A 19627-nucleotide genomic window follows, 5' to 3' on the forward strand; every position below is an offset into this window, starting at 1 on the left:
CATATCAACATAAAAGGGGAGATTGGCATGGTGAAAAAGGCAATATTCCTGATGATGGCTGCATTGCTCGTTTTTACAGCGGCGTGTAGTTCAGGTGGAGGTAGCGAACAGGGATCATCGGATGGATCGGTTACCCTGCGGATCGCTTGGTGGGGCTCGGATGCACGGCATGAATATACACAGAAGGTCATCGACCTGTACAAATCGAAAAACCCGAATGTCAAAATCGATGTGGAATATGCTTCATTTGATGACTACTGGAAAAAGCTCGCACCACAAGCAGCTGCAAATCAATTGCCTGATATCGTTCAGATGGATATTTCCTACATCAGCCAATATGCACAGAATGGTCAGCTTGAGGATCTAGCTCCTTATCTGGGCAACCAGATCAAAGTGGACGATGTGTCCGAGAATGTAATTAGCACAGGTGTAATTAATGGCAAACAATACGGTGTACCTGCCGGTGTTAACGTCCTGGGCTTCCAATATGATCCGGCGTTGCTTAAAAAAGCAGGCGCGGATGCAATCCCTGACAATATGACTTGGGAATCGTACGAAGCACTGGGTAAACAAGCCGCTGAGAAAGGTCTGTATTTGGATGGAGGGGTAGCTCCGGATATCTTCTTCCACTATTTCCTGCGTACCAAAGGGTTGTCGCTATACAATGCGGAAGGTACAGGTCTTGGTTATGATGATGACCAATTGTTTGTGGAATTCTTCGGACTTATGCGCCGCATGATTGAACAGGGCGCAGCACCTACGCCGGATGTAGCCAACCAAACCAAAGGCATTATTGAGGAATCAGATCTTGTGAAGGAAAAAGGAATTGGCGTATGGCAATGGTCCAACCAGTTCGTAGCCTTGCAACAGGTAGCGAACCGTCCGCTCGAAATTGCTCCAATGCCTGGACCGGATATGGAAAAAGGACTTTATATGCAACCAAGTATGTACTGGGGTGTAACGTCCAACTCCAAAGTGAAGGAAGAAGCGGCTAAATTCATTGATTTCTGGGTGAATGATGTGGAAGCCAACAAACTGATCAAAGGGGAGCGCGGTGTGCCAATCTCTGGAGCGATCAAAGAAGCCATCGCACCTGAGCTGAGTGACGCAACAAAACAGGTCTTTGAATTCGTAGCAGCCATGGAGCCTAAGGCTTCACCAATGAGCTCTCCGCCACCGGTGGGTTCACCTGAAGTAATCTCTGCTCTGGCAGACGTGGTTGAAGAGTTGAACTTTGGCAAAATTACACCTGAGCAGGCAGCAGAAACATTCCGCAAGAACGCCGAATCTGTCCTTGCGAACAATAAATAACAGTTGAATGATGGCTTGCTCGTCCCACTGCAGGGATGGTCGGGAATGGGGCTGCTCGCGAATGCGAGGGCCTTTCCCCGTCCAGATGACCGAAGCAAGGATGAGGGAGCAAGCTGATCCATGAAGGAGGTTCGTTCCATTGAGGCAGTATTCGTCGTTACGTAGAAACTTAACCGGATATGCGTTCATAAGCCCGTTTATTATTGGATTCCTGGGCTTTACACTCATCCCCATGTTTGTTTCCTTATATATGTCGTTCACGAGTTATAACTTGTTCACTTCTCCGCGGTGGATTGGACTCGATAACTACACCAAAATGTTTTTTGATGATCCGAAATATTGGAACTCGGTCAAAGTGACGTTTCTGTATGTATTCATTGGGGTACCGTTAAGATTGATCTTTGCCCTCTTCGTAGCGATGGTCCTGAACACTGGCTCTCGTATGATTGGAACGTACCGGACGTTGTATTACCTGCCATCCATTATCGGTGGTAGTGTGGCCGTATCCATTATGTGGCGTAACCTCTTCAGTAATGAGGGTGTTATCAACAGCGCTCTAACGGCAATTGGGATTGGGCCTATCAGCTGGTTTGGTGACCCGAATGCGTCCCTGGTTATGCTGATCTCACTGTCTGTGTGGCAGTTTGGTTCGTCCATGTTGATCTTCCTGGCTGGTCTCAAAAATATCTCCCCTGAGATGTACGAGGCAGCGGGTGTGGATGGTGCGAATCCTGTTCGGAAATTTTTCAGCATCACCTTGCCGCTTCTTAGCCCAATCGTCCTGTTCAATATGATTATGCAGACGATTGGAGCATTCATGACCTTCGTACCTGCTTACATTATCTCCAAAGGCGAAGGTGGCCCAATGGATGGTACGATGCTGTACTCCCTGTATCTGTTCCGTCAGGCCTTTATGTTTAACAACATGGGTTATGCTTCGGCCATGGCCTGGATCATGCTCATTATGATTGGTATGCTCACGGTGGCTGTGTTCCTGACATCCAAGTACTGGGTATTCTACGAATCTGAAGGAGGGAAGTAACGATGATGGTATGGAAAAATGTAAAATGGCCCGTGTATCACCTGTTCGTTGCAGCTCTTGCCCTCCTGATGCTCTATCCCGTACTCTGGATGCTCTTCAGTTCATTCAAGGAAAGTCGTACGATCTTTGTTACCGCAGATACCCTGTTTCCAGCAGAGTGGATCTGGAGTAACTATGTGGATGGTTGGAAAGGCACAGCAGGAAGACCGTTCATGGATTACATCACCAATTCCCTTGTAATCGTAGTTATTTCCACCATTGGTGCTGTGATATCGTCATCGCTGATCGCTTTTGGTTTTGCCAGACTTAGCTTCAAAGGTCGTAGCTTCTGGTTCTCCATTATGATGTTGACACTGATGCTGCCACATGACGTAGTATTGGTTCCTCAATACATTATCTTCACGAAGCTGGGCTGGCTAAATACGATTCTTCCAATTGTTGTCCCTACATTCTTCGGAATGCCGTTCTTCATCTTCCTGATGGTACAGTTCATTCGAACGATTCCGAAGGAACTGGATGAGGCTGCAACCATCGATGGATGTAACAAATTCAGACTGTATATCCAGATTATTATGCCGCTCATCAAATCTTCTCTGGCAACAGCAGCGATTTTCTCCTTCTACTGGAGATGGGAAGATCTGCTCGGTCCGGTATTGTACCTGAACTCGCCTGAGAAATATACCGTATCGATGGCACTAAAAATGTTCCTGGATAGCGAATCTGCTTCCAACTGGGGCGCCATGTTTGCGATGTCCATCGTCAGTCTGGTACCGGTTGTAGCGGTGTTCTTCATCTTCCAGAAACAAATTGTTCAAGGGATGAGCACCAGCGGATTGAAAGGATAAGCAGGATTCACTGTATCTTCGTATCTTCGCCCGAATGAACGTTTATGAAAGTTAACCAAGGAGGTTATCGCTTTTGAATAAAGCTCAGGGTAGTCAGGCCGTTGCCATGGAGGCAACGGCAGAGGGCCAGGCAGTGTCCGTGACCAGCTGGAAGTTTAACTTTGGACCGGACTCGGGAAGAGCAGATGAGACAAGGGATTATCTGAAAGTAACTGCAACTACCACATATGAGGAACGTGGAGGATACGGATTCGAAGCAGGTTCTCTGGTGTATGAGAAACAACGCATCGGAGATGACGACGTGCCGAATTCCACGAAACAACATCATAACAATCCGGGGCAGACAACCATGTCTGCCCGATTGCGTTCAGGCTTCTGTATTCCGCTCAAAGCATCCTTCATCGTGGATGTCCCCGATGGAACCTATCAAGTATTACTTGTTGCAGGGGATGAACTGGCTGAGACAGTGACCCGCGTGAAAGCTGGTGAAGGCAGGCTAGTACTGCCAACCATTCGTACACTCCCTGGGCAATTTGCAGAGGTGCGATTCTCGGTTGTTGTTCGCGGCGGCAGACTTCGCCTGTCATTTTCTGGTCCCGCGCCAAGAATTAATGCTTTGGAGATTACTCTTGCGAATCAGACCATGACCGTATTTCTTGCCGGGGATTCAACCGTAACAGATCAGCCGGAAAGTGGATATCCGTATTGTGGTTGGGGCCAGCTATTGCCAGCACAATTCAAACATGATGTGGCAGTGGACAATCATGCCCAGTCAGGGCGCAGTTCCCGCAGTTTTATTCATGAAGGCAGACTCAGCGCCATTATGGAGCGAATCAAGCCCGAAGATTTTCTGTTTATTCAATTTGGACATAACGATGAGAAGCCGGACCCTGAACGTGGGACCGACCCATTCACAACATATAAGGAATATTTGAAAAAGTATATCGATGCTGCCCGTGAAGCCAAGGCTCGTCCGGTGCTCATAACCCCGGTGCATCGTCGCTATTTCGCGGATGATGGCACATTGACCGATACGCATGGCGATTATATCATCGCCATGCGTGAGCTGGCGGAAGAAGAAGCTATTCCGCTGATCGATCTGGCAGAGCGCAGTCGTATTCTGTTCGAGCAGGCGGGCATGGAAGCCACCAAGGACGATTTTATGTGGGTGCTGCCAGGCGAGTATGTGAACTTCCCTTCAGGCGTGGAGGATAACACGCATTTTCAGGAACGCGGTGCCCGCCGCCTTGCCCAGCAGGTGGCAGAAGCCATCCGCGAGTTACAATTACAACCGTTGCAGATGTATCTGCGGTAGGTGAGTAATCGTCGCAGTCGTAAAGGACTTGGTTTTACTACTCTACGAGATAAAATACCGCAGGATTTTAAGTCCTGCGCGTCTGTATCTAAGCGAAGCGAGTCAAACGAAGTAACGAGCAAGCAAAAAAGTTGCCCAGCGAAGAGCGAAGGCAATAATCTTTTAAAATCAGTTCGGCGAGCATAGCAGCGGAGGAGGGGGGAATCGGGTAGAGGGAGCAAAGCGTCCGCCTTTGGAGCGGGATTTCCCCTGCTGGGGGGGAATAAATAGAAATCCCGAGCCAACAGCGGCCCATAGCCCGATCCGTCCACCGAAGCGACTGCCGTGCGAGTTATTCAGGGTTTAAAAGTTGTAGCGAGTTATATGAAGTAACGAGCAAGCAAAAAGTTGCCCAGCGAATAGCGAAGGCAATAATCTTTTAAAATCAGTTCGGCGAGCATAGCAGCGGAGGAGGACGGAATCGGGTAGAGGGAGCAAAGCGTCCGCCTTTGGAGCGGAATTTCCCCTGCTGGGGGGGAATAAATAGAAATCCCGAGCCAACAGCGGCCCATAGCCCGATCCGTCCACCGGAGCGACCGCCGTGTGAGTTATTCAGGGTTTAAAAGTTGTAGCGAGTTATATGAAGTAACGAGCAAGCAAAAAAGTTGCCCAGCGAAGAGCGAAGGCAATAATTTTTTTAAATCAGTTCGGTGAGCGTAGCAGCGGAGGAGGACGGAATCGGGTAGAGGGAGCAGAGCGTCCGCCTTTGGAGCGGGATTTCCCCTGCTGGGGGGGAATAAATAGAAATCCCGAGCCAACAGCGGCCCACAGCCCGATCCGTCCTCCGGAGCGACTGCCGTGCGAGCCCACCCGATTTTAACTTAATTATTGGAGGATATATTTCAATGACATTGGACCCGACTAACCAAAGCACATCAGCCCATAAGAATGATCCGACCGCCAAAGGGCATACCTACTGGGTTATCCCTGATGGATACATCCCACCAGAGAGTAGCGGCACACTGGAGAGTCATGAAAGTATCTGTGTATTAAACACAGGAACAACGGATGCGGAGCTGCACATCACAATATATTTTGAAGACAGGGAACCGCTCGAAGATATTGTGGCGGAGGTGCCTGCGAGGAGAACAAAACATATTCGTACCGCATCATTGAAATCTGGAGAACAATCTATCCCGTCAGGCGTACCTTATGCAATTACGGTTTCCAGCAGTATGCCTGTCATTATCCAGTACAGCCGTTTGGACACGACCCAGCCAGAATTGGCTCTGATGAGTGTCATGGCGTATCCATTAGGATAGAATTACAACTTGGCATGAAATTCAACCCCAAAGAAGACCGGTAACCTTGCATGTAATGCAGGTCACAGGTCTTCTTTTAGTCACTGTATTTATACGTGCTCGCATTCAGAATATCCACATGGACCTCCACTTTGCCAAGCTTGAAACGTTCGAGGGGGTCAGCGCGTTGGGTGAATTCCTGCCATAAGGGTAAATTGTTGCGATAGAGATGTTCCACAAGACCATATGAATCAATCTTGCGTGACTTGGTTTTTTCGAATGTATCTCGGATCTGGGATTCGATCTCTTTTTCGGCTTCTAGCTCCATGGCATGAGGCGTGCGTGGGGCTCCATGGTCTTCGATGATGGAACCCTTGACCGAGGTAACCAGATCGAATGTGACGCCGTCTCCTTGTTTCCTCGCTTTAATTCTGGTCTTGGGATGCCGAAGCATCAGAGTTAAATCAGGCGTCTTCTTATCATTCCCATACACGTACAATGGATAGTGATGAACGCGTTCATAATTTACGTATCGTGTACCGTCCGCATCCGCTCCTGCCACTCTACCCTGATTGTTGCCTTTGGAAATGACATAAAATCCATCCATTCTAACAAGGGGGGGCGTTTTATCGCCGTTAAACCAAGTTTCATTCCTCATCGAAACCGAGGGTAAAAGAATGACGGAAGCAGGTTCCCGTAATCCATCGAGAAGCTGATGCAGCCGGATCGGTTCATAACCGGAATGCTGTTTGTATAACCTCATGGGCTCAAATAACTCAATGGTTTGGGCGGATTGGTTCAGCAGCGCAGAAGGGGAAAGCACTTCCGGAATGTCCTGATCTGTCGCGTAAATCCAGGGTGTATATCTCAGTTGACCCGAATGTAGCAAGGTATTAAATATGTCTTCCAGCCGTCCATCCAAAGCATTTTTTGATAAAACAATCGCTTTAACATGAGTCCAAAGCGTCTGCTGTTGTGATGTTTCATACAGATCATTAATAGCCATGCTCAGTGTTGTACCCTCGCCCCGTCCAATCCAAATATCCCTTGTTTCCCGGGAGGTTGGCGTATCCTGTTTTGCAATACTGGAGAAGTCAATCAATTGGGCATACGCAATATATTGGTTGTCCACATAGTCTATTCCGATGGCCGTGATGAAGTTAATACTTTGTACCTCTTTGGAATCCCAGCATCCCGTTAGCAGGATCAGGCACCCCACAAGTAGGACACTTATGGACGTCCATCTGTTCATGAACGTTTTCTCCGGCGAGTGGAATCCTGAGTGTGAAGTGCTTCTGGACGCTTGGTTCTCTTCATGGAAGGGGGCATGGATACGGCCTGAGTGAAGTCTCCGGGAATGTAGGGAGATACGGGTGACAGATAGGATACGCCATAACACTCCAAGGATACGAGGTGTACCAACAGAGCGAACAGTCCGATCATGAATCCAAATAATCCAAGAATCGAAGATATAATGAGCATGCCGATCCGAACTTGAGCAGTAGCCCCGCTAAGCACCGTATTCACCAGAATATAGCTAGAGATGACCGAGATCGCCACGGTGACAATAATCGTAGGGGATGTAATACCGGCTCGAATGGCAGCATCCCCAATGATAAGTCCACCGACCACGCTGACCGTCTGCCCTAATGCACGTGGTAACCTGCGACCGGCTTCATTAAATAGCTCAAACATAAAAATCATTAGAAATGCTTCCAGCGTCACCGGCATGGGCAGGCCCATCCGAGTACCCGCAATTGTAGCCAAGAGAGGTAGCGGGATCTGCTCCACATTGAAGCTGGTTAGGCCGATGTAGAAGGCTGGGAAGAAACAGGCAATCAGCAGTCCGGATATGCGCAAGATTCGTTCAAAAGTAACGATGAAAAAAGGTGTACTTTCGTCTTCCGGGGACTTCAACTGATTGAAAAGTGTAGTTGGTGCGATGACCGCCACAGGAGAACCTTCAATGAGAACGGCAAAACGTCCATTTAACAGGGAATCGACGACAAAATCAGGCCGTTCGGTATTATCTGTGAGTGGAAAAATACTCCGAACCCCTCCCATGACAGCTCGCTCCATGATGGAGCTGCCCATAATGCCGTCAATCTCAATCTGATTCAGATTGTGTCGTGCTTCTTTTAGAATGTCTGGATTGATAATATCTTTTACATATAGAAGTCCAATGGCAGTTTGAGTACGGCCGCCTTTGACATATTTCTCATAACACATTGAAGAGGTTTTCATTCGTTTGCGAATAAGGGCCACGTTGGTCGTGAGTTCTTCGGTGAATCCATCCCGCGGGCCTTTAACTGATGTCTCAATGGCTGATTCTTCTGGGCTTCGTCCCGGAATATCAGCGATATCCAGACTGCAGGACTGAACGCCATTACCGAAAATGATCAGTAATTGTCCACTAAAAATCAACAGATTAAGTTTCTTGGAATCTGTGATATCCTCAATCGGATTTAAGGTTAATCCCAGTTCTTTGGGATGTGATTCTTCAATGATCATGGAGTGCTGTTCCAGACGGGGAATAACAAATTGGTTGATTTGTTTCCCGTCGACCAGTCCTTCGCAATAGAGCAAAATAACGGGCTGATCGGATTCATCTTTGACCGGAAAGGTCTGAACAACTACATCTGCGCAGGGATTAAACTGCTCTTTCAAAGAGGCAAGCAGTGTTTCATGGGACGTGGTGTCAATCTTTTGATGCTCCATGATGATTCCTCCTCTGATGGCGTGAATGGATAAAGGCAACCGTCGTTGCTATAATCGCAAGTCCGCTCAGATATACGAGATTGAACGGGAATATGTATTTGACCAGAAGATTTACGAAAGTCATATCATCCATTGGGTACAACATGCTTAGAATAAAAAAGACACCTAATGAGATGCAACTGATAAGCCTTCTGGTAGAATTCTTAATATTCCATATTTCTACTACAATATACATAGCCAGACTAATCCGGGTGAACGCCCCTGCGAGCCATTGGTAGATGGAAAAGAAATCGGTCTGGGCAATGTATTTGCCCAAAGAGGCAATTCGCCATTCTTCGAAGGCGGGATATCTCATTTTGGCGGCTTCAAAAGGATCGAATTCCACAATTGCCCCAATGAGGGGGCCGACGGTCAATCCCACAATTATGATTGCGAGCATCAAATACTGCCATACCCGTATACGTTTGGTGAGATGAGGCTGGATGTACCAGATAAACAGCAGTTCAAACAAGCCTGCAAGACTGTAGACCATGCCGTTAAGAACGGGATGCCAGCCATGTTCAAGAACAGGCAACAGTCTACTATAGTCCTTGTATTGGGTATTCACGATAGACACATAGAAGCCTAACAAGACAACGAGTGGCAGAATTAACCCTGCGGTAAAGGCAAGCGAGCGAATACCTTTATACGCAGCGTAGACACAGAGAGACATCAAGGCAATACTGGTTACCAAAACGGGTGTTTCGGTCAGGTAGTTGGTTTTGGCCCAAGTCGTGGTTTCATGCAGGGTAAAATAGATGACGCTTAGAAAAAAGAGAGTGTTAACAACTCGAAATAACATGCCAATGGGCTTGCCGAGACGGGATGTTAGCCATTCGTGCAGGGTTTGATGCTGGAGGAAACGAGAGACATAAGCGAGCATTAGCGCAAATATCAGAAATGGTCCGGCCGATAGTAGGACGGAAATCCAAGAATCCCTTTTGGCCGCAGCCAAAAGGGCAGGAATAATCAGAACGTGGCTGATCAAGCCAACGGACAACATAATCAACATCATAGCTTGTAAAAAAGAAGGCTGTGTTCGTTTCATGCTGAGGGGTCCCCTTTTCCCAGTAGACTGTCCTCAGCAGTGTTAACGTGATTGGAGTGCTTCATACCGTCAGACGAAATAACGAATACCCATGGCTTCTCTTACCTCTAACATCGTTTCCCGGGCCGCTTTCCTGGCCTCACGGGTACCCTCGATAAGAATCTCTTTCACTTGATCATCACGTTGTTCATAATAATTCCGTTGTTCGCGAAAAGGAGCAAGCAGATCATTGATGGCTTCACCTGCGATCTGTTTACAATCTTTGCATCCAATCCGCCCCTGACTACAACTGGCATGTATTTCGTCTGCGTTCTCCTTGCGGAAAAGCTGATGATAGGCGAAAACAGGGCAGATATCCGGGTGTCCTGGATCAGAACGATGGATGCGGGTAGGATCAGTCTTGGCCTTGATCAATCTGGCTTTTACATCTTCAGGACTTGCATTTAATGAGATCGCATTCCCCATGCTTTTGCTCATCTTACCAACGCCATCCAGTCCTCCAAGCCGCTCTCCGGTCAAAATGCGAGGTTCGGGGAGAATGGGAGCGTATAACTCGTTGAACCGGCGAACCAATTTTCGTGCTGTCTCAATGTGAGGAATCTGATCTTCCCCTGCCGGAACAAGGGTGGCTTTACAGAATGCAATATCAGCAGCCTGACTGACCGGATATCCAAGAAAGCCGTAGTACAGGTCGGTATATCCGCGATCACGTGCTTCGCTCTTGATGGTCGGATTATGCCGGAGTATATTGACGGTAACAAACATGGAGAAGATCACAGTCAATTCCGCAATTTCCGGAATCATGGATTGAATGAACAGGGTAGCTTTGTTCGGATCAATGCCTACGGCGAGGTAATCAAGCGTGACTTGATGAACACTATCTGCAATCAGGCCAGGTTGATCATAGTGGGTGGTGAGTGCCTGAACATCTGCCAGTAAAATATAGGTTTTGTACTCTTCCTGCAATTGTACCCGACTGCGCAGGCTGCCTACGTAATGGCCGAGATGAAGTTGTCCGGTAGTCCGATCTCCTGTCAAAATAATATCCTTGTTTTTGTTCATGGTTTATTCTCCTTTGGTTTTGTGATTTTTCAACATTGAGCTGTCGCCACCAGCCGTCTTCCACGACCATCACCTCCTTTCAGCCTGCAAAAAAATCAAAAAAGCTTCGTCTTTTATCCCATTCCCCGGTTGGGAACAGAATAAAGGACGAAGCTTGTGCCTCGCGGTGCCACCTTCATTGGCCGCTCTGTTGCGGCCCGCTTGAGGGATACGGATGAGGTATCTACCAGGAGCTCTTTTATGAGCTTCCATGCCTATCGATATCCTGTCCATGGATAACGGCTGGACATGCCGCCTCGCCTACTGAAAGTGTGTATTCCTAGGAAAGGATACAGACTTTGTTCAACTTGGAACTCCGAAGCCCATTTCCACATATCCGATGCACCGACTCCCACCAGCCGCCGGCTCTCTGTAGCATCCTGACATATGTACTTCTCTTCATCATCGCGGATAACAAATGTTTACAATTTCCAGGATTATATCACGCTTTGATCCCACTGACCAGCCTATGTTTGCGACCGCTCATATTGGTGCCAAGCACACCAGCGATAATTAACAATGCACCAATATAGTGGTAGCCACCAACAGGTTCATGCAGTATCCATGCTCCTCCTACAATAGAGATGAGCGTGGACAGATTGCTGAATACACTCATTTGGGAAGCCTCCAGATGGGTCAGGGCATAGCTCGCAAGCAGGGTGGAGATCATGGTGGAGAGGATCGCCAGATAAGCGAGTGCACCCAGATAGGATGCATCACCAAATGGTTTGATGTAATCCATCATGGAGCCGCTGGAAGCATGGCGGATCAGGGAAGCAGCGTTAAACACAATACAGCCAACCATCAGTGTGACCCATGTTAATTCCATCGGTTTATACTTCTGGGTTAATGGCCTTGCAAGCACACCATACCCTGCAAAACAGACTGTGGATAGCAGCAATAATGCTATACCCTTCAGGTTACCTATAGACATGCCACTTCCTTGCATTATCAAAATAAAGACCACTCCAGCAACAGACAGAAGCAGGAACAGCTTCTGCATCGTGGAAGTGCGTTCTTTCAGGAAAACTGAAGCCAGAACGAGTGTGAATACAGGGGCCATAGCCTGAATAATACCCGCTTCCGATGAGTTGGAAGATACGAGTCCAAAGGCTTGAAAGGCAAAAAATAGGACGGGAGATAACAGCCCCAGTGGAATGATTCGCCACAGATCACGAAGGCTCAGTCGGATCTTGATCCAACCAAAAATGACAGGAATGCTGACAACGATCAACGACAGCGCGAATCGGTGGGCAAGCACATCAATTGGATGTGCAACAGTGACAGTCAGTTTAACAAATAAAAAAGATAGACCGATAATAGCCGCGTACAATACAGCAGCGATATAAGCGTATCCCCGAGTTTGTGCTGTGTTCATATATGCTCCTCCAATACAGTAGTCATAGTGCTTTATCTTTCATTATCCCGAATTATGTCAGGTTCGAGGCATGTGCTGGCCTTATTCAATATACTGCCAGGTGCATCGTGCTACAATAGATAAAAGGTTAAACTGTATCGGTACAGTTGTTGGAGAGGGATGGGTGCATTGAGAAAATACGAAGTGATTGCCGAGGCGTTAAAGCAATGGATTCAGGAACAGATGCAGCAGCAGGATCGTCGCCAGTGGGCAGATAAGGGCATTCGATTGCCAGCCGTTCGAGTTGTAGCTGAACAGTATCAATGCAGTGTAAGCACAGCAATTCGTGCATATGAGTGGCTGGAACAGCGGCATTTGGTGTACGCCATACCTCAATCCGGTTATTATGCCGTACAGAATGGGACAGGTGCTCAGGATATGGACTGGCAGGGATCGTTGGACTTCGCTTCGGCTGCCCCTGATCCACGGGTGTTCCCGTATGCAGACTTTCGTCATTGTGTGGATCAGGCGATGGAGAAGAAGCAGGCAGAGCTATTCATGTACGGCACAGATCAGGGATTACCTTCGCTTATTCTGCTGTTGCAGAAGCAGTTTGCGGATTATCAGGTGTTTGCGAGAACGGAGCAGTTCTTTATCACATCAGGTGTGCAGCAGGCATTGGCTGTACTTGCATTGATGCCTTTCCCCAATGGAAAGAGAAGAGTACTGGTGGAACTACCGACGTATCACAATATGCCCTCCCTGCTGAGTGGATTGAATGTGCCTATTGCCGGTGTCAGACGTGCCCTGGACGGGCTGGACTGGGCATCGCTTGAACGTCAGTTCGCGGAGGAAGATATTAAGTTTTTCTATGTCATGCCGCGCTTTCACAATCCGATTGGCACATCGTTAACTGTTGCTGAGAAAAAGAGACTGATCCGGCTTGCTCAGCGGTACGATGTGTATCTGGTGGAGGATGATTATCTGGCTGATTTGGAGGACAATACGAAACAGGACCCGCTATGGTCCTATGATACGGAAGGCCGGGTCATCTATCTGAAGAGTTACTCCAAAATTTTGTTTCCAGGCTTGCGCATTGGTGTAGCAGTTCTGCCCTCACCTCTAATTCAATCGTTTGGTGCTTACAAAAAAATGCTCGATATCGACACTTCCGTCTTGTCTCAAGCTGCTTTGGAGATCTATGTGCACAGTGGAATGTTTGCTCATCACAGGAAAGTGATTCGTAACCGCTATGCTGCCCGGATGCACACGGTGCATGAGCAACTGGACTCATATCCAGACTTTGCTCCGTTTATGGACGCTCCTCGAACAGGAGGGGAGCATACGGTGTTACCTTTGGCGAGTGATATGCCGCTTCGTGTTCTGCTGTCCAGGCTCCAAAAGCGTGGAGTCATCGTTGATACGACTGAACGGTATTATCCGGAGGGGACATATCAGGTGCATGAGGATCATATGCTGCGATTGAACATCTCCAATGTGCCGAAGCAGCGAATCGAAGAGGGTATGCAGGTAATCCGGGAGGAGATTTTGAAACTGCAGATCAGTCAGAGATAAGTTAAGTAATGGCAGGATCATAACAGTGCACCCTATCAATTCAATAAGCTACGCTTGAAGGTGTTGCATAACATCTCATCCTAACCCTATCTAGACAATCACCCTATTTGTAAAAAACAAAGGCGTCCGCACAAGTTGAACACTTGTTGGACGCCTCTTTTCGTAGTTGCTGTCTCTCAACTATTTTGTAGGTTACATCTGAATGAGAATTAATTATTCGGGTTATTCCTGAGCCATCGCCTTGAAGGAAGCTTCAGCAGCTTCCAATGTTGCTTGAACATCCTCGTCTGTATGAGCCGTGGTCAGGAACCAGGCCTCATATTTGGATGGAGCGAGGTTAATGCCACGGTCCAGCATGTGACGGAAGAAGGAAGCGAACAGTTCTCCATCCGTGTCTTGAGCATGATCATAATTCGTAACGGGATGGTCACAGAAGTGGGTGGAGAATGCACCGCGAATCCGATTGATCGTCAGTGCAATCCCATGACGGTCAGCAGAAGCCTGTAGACCTGCTGTCAGGTCGATAGCAAGGCGTTCCATCTCTTCGTATACACCCGCGCCTTGCAGGACCTCCAGACATGCGATACCAGCCGAGATGGATGCAGGGTTACCAGCCATCGTTCCTGCCTGATAAGCAGGGCCGAGCGGAGCAACCTGCTCCATAACATGTTTGCGTCCGCCATAAGCGCCAATTGGCAGGCCGCCCCCAATAATTTTACCAAGCGCCGTCAGATCCGGTTCAATCTCCGCATGATTATTGAGTCCCGCATACGTCTGCGTAGAACCGTAATGGAAACGGAAAGCCGTGATAACCTCGTCATAGATAACCAGTGAGCCGTTGGCGCGTGTCATCGCACAGAGACCTTCCAGGAAGCCGGGTTCCGGCATCACCATACCGAAGTTACCAACAATCGGTTCAACCATGACCGCGGCAACATCGTCACCCCAGTGCTCCAGTGCAGCTTTCAGGCTATCCAGGTCATTGTAAGGCACGGTGATGACCTCTTGCGCAATGCTGGTGGGAATGCCTGCACTATCCGGGATACCCAGCGTGGACGGGCCAGAACCGGCAGCCACAAGCACCAGATCCGAGTGACCGTGGTAACATCCGGCGAACTTTACGATCTTGTTGCGCTTGGTGTAGGCACGAGCTACCCGAATTGTGGTCATGACCGCCTCTGTACCGGAGTTCACAAAACGAACCTTATCCATGGAAGGAATGGCTTCCTTCAACATTTTGGCAAGCTTAATTTCAAGTTCTGTTGGGGTACCATACAGTACTCCATTTGCTGCAGCTTCCGTAATGGCCTGCGTAATATGAGGGTGGGCATGTCCTGTAACAATCGGACCGTAAGCGGCCAGATAATCAATATAACGATTGTCATCAACATCCCAGAAGTGGGCGCCCTGGGCTTTTTTCATAAATACAGGTGCACCGCCACCAACGGCTTTGAACGAGCGTGAAGGGCTGTTCACACCTCCTACAATATGCTCAAGTGTTTCTGCGTATAGAAGTTCGGAACGGGAACGTGATGGTTTCATAAGATAACTTCCTTTCGTAATTCAAAATATGATAAAGGTACAAGCCACAGAAAGATATGATGATTTTCTCATAATATTATAACTGGGCACAACGAGAGGGCAGCGTAATGGCTGCCCTCTGCATGTTTAGATTACTGAGCCGGTTGTTCTGACTTCTGATCGTCACCACTGGCTGTTTTATCTTCGGTGCTGGTCGTACTATCATCCGTTGTAGCAGGCGGGTGAATAATATCCTGAATATGCTGCTTCAATTTTTCTTCATTTGTAACCGTCAATACTTGTGCACCGCCGGCTGTACGTTCTTCTTTCAACAGGTTCATTGGTGGGATCTGCTCACTGCCGTTCATGCTGCTCTGGTATCCAAGTCCACCCAGCTTCCACATATCGGAAAGCGTCAGATTCGTATCTACATACGGATTGACCTGTTCCAGAATGGCAGGCAGTTTGGCAATGGTAGTCGTGGACTGCATTTTTGCCGTTACGGCTTTCAGCAATTCACGCTGACGCTCGGAACGAGCGAAATCCGACATTGCATCATGACGGAAACGAACGTACATGAGGGCAGTCTCGCCATCCAGATGTTGATATCCTTTTTTGAGATCAATATCGTATTCGTTATTGTCTGCTTTACTTGTATAGTGCATGTCTTTCTCCACATCAAAATCGACACCGCCAACGGCATCCACCAATTTGATGAATCCCTGGAAATCCGTATACACATAATACTGTACAGGAATGCCGAGCAGATCGCCGGCAGCTTGCATGGCTGCGTTAGGGCCATGAGTAATGGCGGTGTTGATCCGCTCCTTGCCATACCCGTCAATATCGACGTATGTGTCGCGAAGAATGGAGAACAGATTGATTTTTTTGGTAAGAGGGTCAAGCGATACGACCATCATGCTGTCGGAGCGGGGAACTTCACCTTTTTTCAATCCGCGCGCATCAACACCCATAACGAGAATATTTACCGTTTCTGTGCCTTCCCATTTGGGAGGGTCAGGCGTATTTACTTTCTCCACATTCTCGATACCGGCGAATGGGGATTCGTCACCGTCTTTTGCCAAACCGTCCAACTGATTGAGAATAGAACCGAAATAGTATGCCGCAGCTCCTCCGATAATCAACACGAAGGCGGCAAGAGAAATCCAGATGGTTCTCTTCGTCTTTCTGGTCATGCTAGCTCTCCTTTGTATTTGAGATGAAATAAAAAAACGAGTTCGGGTATTGCTGAATTTTGACTGATACCATTATAATTTCTTTTTGGGCTACAAGCAATTTCAACAAAATCCAAGTGAGGTATAATCATGCTGGCGATTGATGTCAAAGATTTGCGCAAGTCGTTTAGCGTCCAGAAAAGCCGAGGTGGGCTGAAGGGCGCGTTCCAGGACCTGTTTGCACGTCAATACCAAGAGGTATTGGCTGTAAATGATATTTCATTTCAGATTCCGCAGGGCGAAATATGCGGATATATTGGGGAGAACGGTGCCGGTAAATCAACAACAATCAAGATGTTGACCGGCATTTTGGTGCCTACTTCAGGGCAAATATCAGTTGGTGGATATGTTCCGTATCAGGAACGGGAGAAGTTTGTACAGAATATTGGTGTTGTTTTTGGTCAGCGCAGTCAATTGTGGTGGGATATTGGCGTTATCGAATCCTTCCATTTATTGCGCAAAGTATATCGTGTCGGAGAAGTCGATTTCCGTAAAAGGCTCGATGAACTGGTTGAGCGATTGCAGCTTCAGGATCTGCTAAGCCGTCCAGTACGGAAACTCAGTCTCGGTCAGCGCATGCGCTGTGAGTTAGTGGCAGCATTGTTGCACAACCCGAGTATTGTTTTTCTGGACGAGCCAACCATTGGATTGGATATTGTCGTAAAGTCGGAAATTCGGGATTTCTTGAAAGACATGAACAAGGAGCATGGAACGACTATTTTGCTCACAACCCATGATTTGCAGGACATTGAGGCCTTGTGTTCCCGGGTCATCATGCTGGATGCAGGCAACATCATCTATGATGGTGGTCTCGATCATCTGAAGTCCCAATGGGGCAAGGAACGGGAAATCCGCTTCAAGTTTGGCTCAGCTCACAACATCAGTCAGATGCAGGAATGGACTGCTGCGTTGCCTGTGCGTTGGACGGTAGAGAATGAATTGTCCGCATCGGTATGGATTCCGCTTGAACTGAATGTTTCGGATGTACTCGGACGTGTCGTTGGACAGGCTGATATTACCGATATTCAGATTATCGAGATCAACACGGATGAGATTGTGCGGAGTATCTACCAGTCCGGTTCCGCCGAGCGTCCCGAGATTGTGGGAGCAGGGAAAGAAGCGGTGGGTGTATCCTGAGATGAATAGTGCATTTATTGATTTTATGCGCATCCGTTTTCTAACGATGCTGGCATACCGGGTGAATTATTACTCTGGCATTTTGATATATACGCTGAATATCGGCGTGTATTACTTTACCTGGCAAGCCATTTACGGCAGCAGTGGTGAACTTGGGGGCTTCACGGCAGCACAGATGACGACTTACATCGCTGTATCCTGGATGGCACGTGCTTTTTACTTTAACAACCTGGACCGGGAGATTGCCGCAGACATACGGGATGGCTCCATTGCGATTCAATTCATCAGGCCGATCAATTACGTTATGGTCAAAATGATGCAGGGGCTTGGCGAAGGCATTTTCCGCTTCCTGCTGCTCATGATTCCGGGGATGCTCATTGCCATTCTGCTGTTCCCGGTTGAACTGCCTACGGCGCCGTCAGCGTGGATTGGCTTTCTCGTCATGCTGTTCTTCAGTTTCCTCATTAATTCCCAGATTAATGTGATTACGGGACTGGCGGCATTCTTTGTGGAGAATAATGAAGGCATGATGCGCATGAAACGCGTCGTGGTTGATCTGTTCTCCGGTCTAATCATCCCGATCAGCCTGTATCCAGGCTGGATGTCCGCGGTGATGAAGGTATTGCCTTTTCAGGCCATTACGTATCTGCCCGGTTCGGTTTTCACTGGAAGAGTGGAAGGTACCGCCATCTGGAATGTACTCGGTATTCAGGTGTTCTGGTTTGCCGTGTTGCTGCTTCCGATGGTACTGATCTGGCGTAAGGCGCGCAAGCGTCTGTTCGTGCAAGGGGGATAACGGAATGTACTATATGGGTCTGATCTGGGAATATTTGAAGAACTACATGAAAACACGACTCACGTACCGTGCTGATTTCTGGGTGGAGATCCTATCGGATCTGCTGTTCCAGGCAACCAACCTGATCTTTATCTTTGTGGTCTTCCGCCATACGGATAACCTGGGCGGCTGGAGTGAGAGTGAAGTGCTCTTTGTTTATGGATATTTTATGGTGCCCTATGGCATTTTCAGTTGTTTTATCAATCTGTGGGGATTCAGTGAGCGGTATATCGTCAAAGGCGAGATGGATCGTATCCTGACACGCCCTGCACATAATCTGTTCCAGATCCTGCTTGAAAATGTAGACCCGCCTGCACTCGTGGGCTCGTTTATCGGCTTGATCATCATGATCTTCAGCGGAGCAGAGATGGGTCTGGTGCTAGAATGGTGGCATGTCCCTGCCTTGATTATCTTGGCACTTAGCTCAGTCATGATCTATGCCGGCATCTATACCACATTGACTTCGTTGTCCTTTTATTCGGACGCACCAACGGGTATTCTGCCATTGATGTATAACATCCAGGGATATGGGCGTTACCCGGTAACGATCTACAACCGTGCCATTCAGGTGCTGCTGACCTGGGTCATTCCGTTTGCCTTCGTTGGCATTTATCCAGCGGCACTGTTCCTGGAAAGATCCGAGATGCATCGCATGGCACTGCTGACACCTGTGATGGGGTTGGTGTTTGGTTCCGTGGGTTTGCTTTTGTGGAATTATGGCGTGAAACGGTATCGTGGAGCAGGATCATAAAATGCCCTCAACGCAATTCGTGGGCTAGACTAGGGAGGAATTGACATGACGTTAACTGTAGGCGAATTGGCACCGGAATTTGAGCTTCCGTCCAGTACGGGAGAACCGGTGAAGCTTTCGGATTACCGCGGACAGCGGGTGCTGCTTTATTTTTACCCTAAGGATATGACTTCGTCCTGTACACAACAGGCATGTGATTTCCGGGATCGACATGCTGAATTTGAAGGGCTGAACACCGTCATTCTCGGGATTAGTACAGACCCGATGAAACAGCATGACAAGTTTATCGCCAAGTATGGACTGCCGTTCACCTTGTTATCAGATGAAGAGCATATAGTAGCCGAGCAATACGGTGTATGGCAGCTGAAGAAAATGTACGGCAAGGAGTACATGGGTATGGTTCGCTCCACTTTTCTGATTGATGAAGAGGGGAAATTGATCAAGGATTGGTCCAAGGTTCGTGTCAAAGGACATATTGAGGCTGCACTTGAGGCTTTGAAGGCCATATAGTCTGCCC

Annotated in this window: 17 protein-coding genes and 1 other annotated feature; of the genes, 10 read left to right on the plus strand and 7 right to left on the minus strand. The window is 48.1% G+C overall.

Annotated features, from left to right (window positions below; all coding sequences use genetic code 11):
• Positions 1-27: 27 nt before the first annotated feature.
• The 5 genes from MHH93_RS24765 to MHH93_RS24785 all read left to right on the plus strand — a co-directional run bounded on the left by MHH93_RS24765 (position 28) and on the right by MHH93_RS24785 (position 5814).
• Positions 28-1311 (plus strand): ABC transporter substrate-binding protein, encoded by a 1284-nt coding sequence (locus MHH93_RS24765; RefSeq protein WP_500056181.1) that lies wholly within the window; start codon positions 28-30, stop codon positions 1309-1311.
• A 139-nt stretch (positions 1312-1450) separates the two neighbouring features.
• Complete coding sequence (locus MHH93_RS24770; protein ID WP_278296989.1) at positions 1451-2353, plus strand: carbohydrate ABC transporter permease; 903 nt, start codon at positions 1451-1453, stop codon at positions 2351-2353.
• 5 nt (positions 2354-2358) lie between these two features.
• Entirely contained in the window at positions 2359-3198 is an 840-nt protein-coding gene (locus MHH93_RS24775; RefSeq protein ID WP_339242906.1) for a carbohydrate ABC transporter permease, read from the plus strand.
• Between the two features lie 106 nt (positions 3199-3304).
• Positions 3305-4513, plus strand: a complete 1209-nt coding sequence (locus MHH93_RS24780) for a rhamnogalacturonan acetylesterase (protein ID WP_500056206.1) — start codon at positions 3305-3307, stop codon at positions 4511-4513.
• 884 nt (positions 4514-5397) lie between these two features.
• Positions 5398-5814 (plus strand): sensory rhodopsin transducer, encoded by a 417-nt coding sequence (locus MHH93_RS24785; protein ID WP_500056182.1) that lies wholly within the window; start codon positions 5398-5400, stop codon positions 5812-5814.
• A gap of 76 nt (positions 5815-5890) precedes the next feature.
• Here MHH93_RS24785 and MHH93_RS24790 read toward each other — a convergent pair whose 3' ends face one another.
• The 5 genes from MHH93_RS24790 to MHH93_RS24810 form a co-directional block, all read right to left on the minus strand.
• Positions 5891-7045: a Ger(x)C family spore germination protein gene (locus MHH93_RS24790; protein ID WP_500056183.1), complete on the minus strand. Its 1155-nt coding sequence runs from the start codon at positions 7043-7045 to the stop codon at positions 5891-5893.
• Entirely contained in the window at positions 7042-8511 is a 1470-nt protein-coding gene (locus tag MHH93_RS24795; protein WP_500056184.1) for a spore germination protein, read from the minus strand. The genes MHH93_RS24790 and MHH93_RS24795 overlap by 4 nt, the downstream gene beginning before the upstream one ends.
• Positions 8492-9598 carry a GerAB/ArcD/ProY family transporter gene (locus MHH93_RS24800; RefSeq protein ID WP_500056185.1) on the minus strand — a complete coding sequence of 369 codons (1107 nt, stop codon included), beginning with the start codon at positions 9596-9598 and terminating at the stop codon, positions 8492-8494. Before MHH93_RS24800 ends, MHH93_RS24795 begins: the two co-directional genes overlap by 20 nt.
• 69 nt (positions 9599-9667) lie before the next feature.
• A complete protein-coding gene (gene trpS / locus MHH93_RS24805; RefSeq protein ID WP_500056186.1) occupies positions 9668-10660 on the minus strand; it encodes a tryptophan--tRNA ligase in 993 nt (330 codons plus the stop codon).
• A gap of 140 nt (positions 10661-10800) precedes the next feature.
• Positions 10801-11114 (minus strand) — a binding site (T-box leader).
• 27 nt (positions 11115-11141) lie between these two features.
• Positions 11142-12077: a DMT family transporter gene (locus tag MHH93_RS24810; protein WP_500056187.1), complete on the minus strand. Its 936-nt coding sequence runs from the start codon at positions 12075-12077 to the stop codon at positions 11142-11144.
• Positions 12078-12236: 159 nt separating this feature from the next.
• Here MHH93_RS24810 and MHH93_RS24815 point away from each other — a divergent pair, with 159 nt between their 5' ends.
• On the plus strand, positions 12237-13631 hold the full coding sequence (locus tag MHH93_RS24815; RefSeq protein ID WP_500056188.1) for an aminotransferase-like domain-containing protein: 1395 nt from the start codon (positions 12237-12239) through the stop codon (positions 13629-13631).
• Between the two features lie 222 nt (positions 13632-13853).
• Here MHH93_RS24815 and MHH93_RS24820 read toward each other — a convergent pair whose 3' ends face one another.
• The gene (locus MHH93_RS24820) at positions 13854-15173 is read right to left on the minus strand and encodes a glutamate-1-semialdehyde 2,1-aminomutase (RefSeq protein WP_500056189.1); all 1320 of its coding nucleotides are present in this window, start codon (positions 15171-15173) and stop codon (positions 13854-13856) included.
• A gap of 131 nt (positions 15174-15304) precedes the next feature.
• A complete protein-coding gene (locus tag MHH93_RS24825; RefSeq protein WP_500056190.1) occupies positions 15305-16348 on the minus strand; it encodes an LCP family protein in 1044 nt (347 codons plus the stop codon).
• A gap of 129 nt (positions 16349-16477) precedes the next feature.
• Between MHH93_RS24825 and MHH93_RS24830 the strand changes: the two genes are divergently transcribed.
• Genes MHH93_RS24830 through bcp form a run of 4 tightly spaced genes read left to right on the plus strand, consistent with a single transcriptional unit; the run spans position 16478 to position 19620 of the window.
• Positions 16478-17524, plus strand: a complete 1047-nt coding sequence (locus tag MHH93_RS24830) for an ABC transporter ATP-binding protein (RefSeq protein ID WP_036614079.1) — start codon at positions 16478-16480, stop codon at positions 17522-17524.
• A 1-nt stretch (position 17525) separates the two neighbouring features.
• Complete coding sequence (locus MHH93_RS24835) at positions 17526-18320, plus strand: ABC transporter permease (RefSeq protein WP_062837592.1); 795 nt, start codon at positions 17526-17528, stop codon at positions 18318-18320.
• 4 nt (positions 18321-18324) lie between these two features.
• Entirely contained in the window at positions 18325-19110 is a 786-nt protein-coding gene (locus MHH93_RS24840; RefSeq protein WP_500056191.1) for an ABC transporter permease, read from the plus strand.
• A gap of 45 nt (positions 19111-19155) precedes the next feature.
• Positions 19156-19620, plus strand: a complete 465-nt coding sequence (gene bcp / locus MHH93_RS24845; protein WP_500056192.1) for a thioredoxin-dependent thiol peroxidase — start codon at positions 19156-19158, stop codon at positions 19618-19620.
• Positions 19621-19627: the final 7 nt, after the last annotated feature.

Origin of the sequence: Priestia sp. FSL H7-0729 (genome assembly GCF_038005685.1) — a bacterium.
Classification (GTDB): Bacteria; Bacillota; Bacilli; order Paenibacillales; family Paenibacillaceae; genus Paenibacillus.

Coding starts and splice junctions, on each gene's coding strand:
- MHH93_RS24830 (WP_036614079.1), top strand. CDS start 16,478: ATGCTGGCGATTGATGTCAAAGATTTGCGCAAGTCGTTTAGCGTCCAG.
- MHH93_RS24835 (WP_062837592.1), top strand. CDS start 17,526: ATGAATAGTGCATTTATTGATTTTATGCGCATCCGTTTTCTAACGATG.
- MHH93_RS24810 (WP_500056187.1), bottom strand. CDS start 12,077: ATGAACACAGCACAAACTCGGGGATACGCTTATATCGCTGCTGTATTG.
- MHH93_RS24800 (WP_500056185.1), bottom strand. CDS start 9,598: ATGAAACGAACACAGCCTTCTTTTTTACAAGCTATGATGTTGATTATG.
- MHH93_RS24790 (WP_500056183.1), bottom strand. CDS start 7,045: ATGAACAGATGGACGTCCATAAGTGTCCTACTTGTGGGGTGCCTGATC.
- MHH93_RS24815 (WP_500056188.1), top strand. CDS start 12,237: ATGGGTGCATTGAGAAAATACGAAGTGATTGCCGAGGCGTTAAAGCAA.
- MHH93_RS24765 (WP_500056181.1), top strand. CDS start 28: ATGGTGAAAAAGGCAATATTCCTGATGATGGCTGCATTGCTCGTTTTT.
- MHH93_RS24840 (WP_500056191.1), top strand. CDS start 18,325: ATGTACTATATGGGTCTGATCTGGGAATATTTGAAGAACTACATGAAA.
- MHH93_RS24820 (WP_500056189.1), bottom strand. CDS start 15,173: ATGAAACCATCACGTTCCCGTTCCGAACTTCTATACGCAGAAACACTT.
- MHH93_RS24795 (WP_500056184.1), bottom strand. CDS start 8,511: ATGGAGCATCAAAAGATTGACACCACGTCCCATGAAACACTGCTTGCC.
- MHH93_RS24780 (WP_500056206.1), top strand. CDS start 3,305: ATGGAGGCAACGGCAGAGGGCCAGGCAGTGTCCGTGACCAGCTGGAAG.
- MHH93_RS24825 (WP_500056190.1), bottom strand. CDS start 16,348: ATGACCAGAAAGACGAAGAGAACCATCTGGATTTCTCTTGCCGCCTTC.
- bcp (WP_500056192.1), top strand. CDS start 19,156: ATGACGTTAACTGTAGGCGAATTGGCACCGGAATTTGAGCTTCCGTCC.
- MHH93_RS24785 (WP_500056182.1), top strand. CDS start 5,398: ATGACATTGGACCCGACTAACCAAAGCACATCAGCCCATAAGAATGAT.
- trpS (WP_500056186.1), bottom strand. CDS start 10,660: ATGAACAAAAACAAGGATATTATTTTGACAGGAGATCGGACTACCGGA.
- MHH93_RS24775 (WP_339242906.1), top strand. CDS start 2,359: ATGGTATGGAAAAATGTAAAATGGCCCGTGTATCACCTGTTCGTTGCA.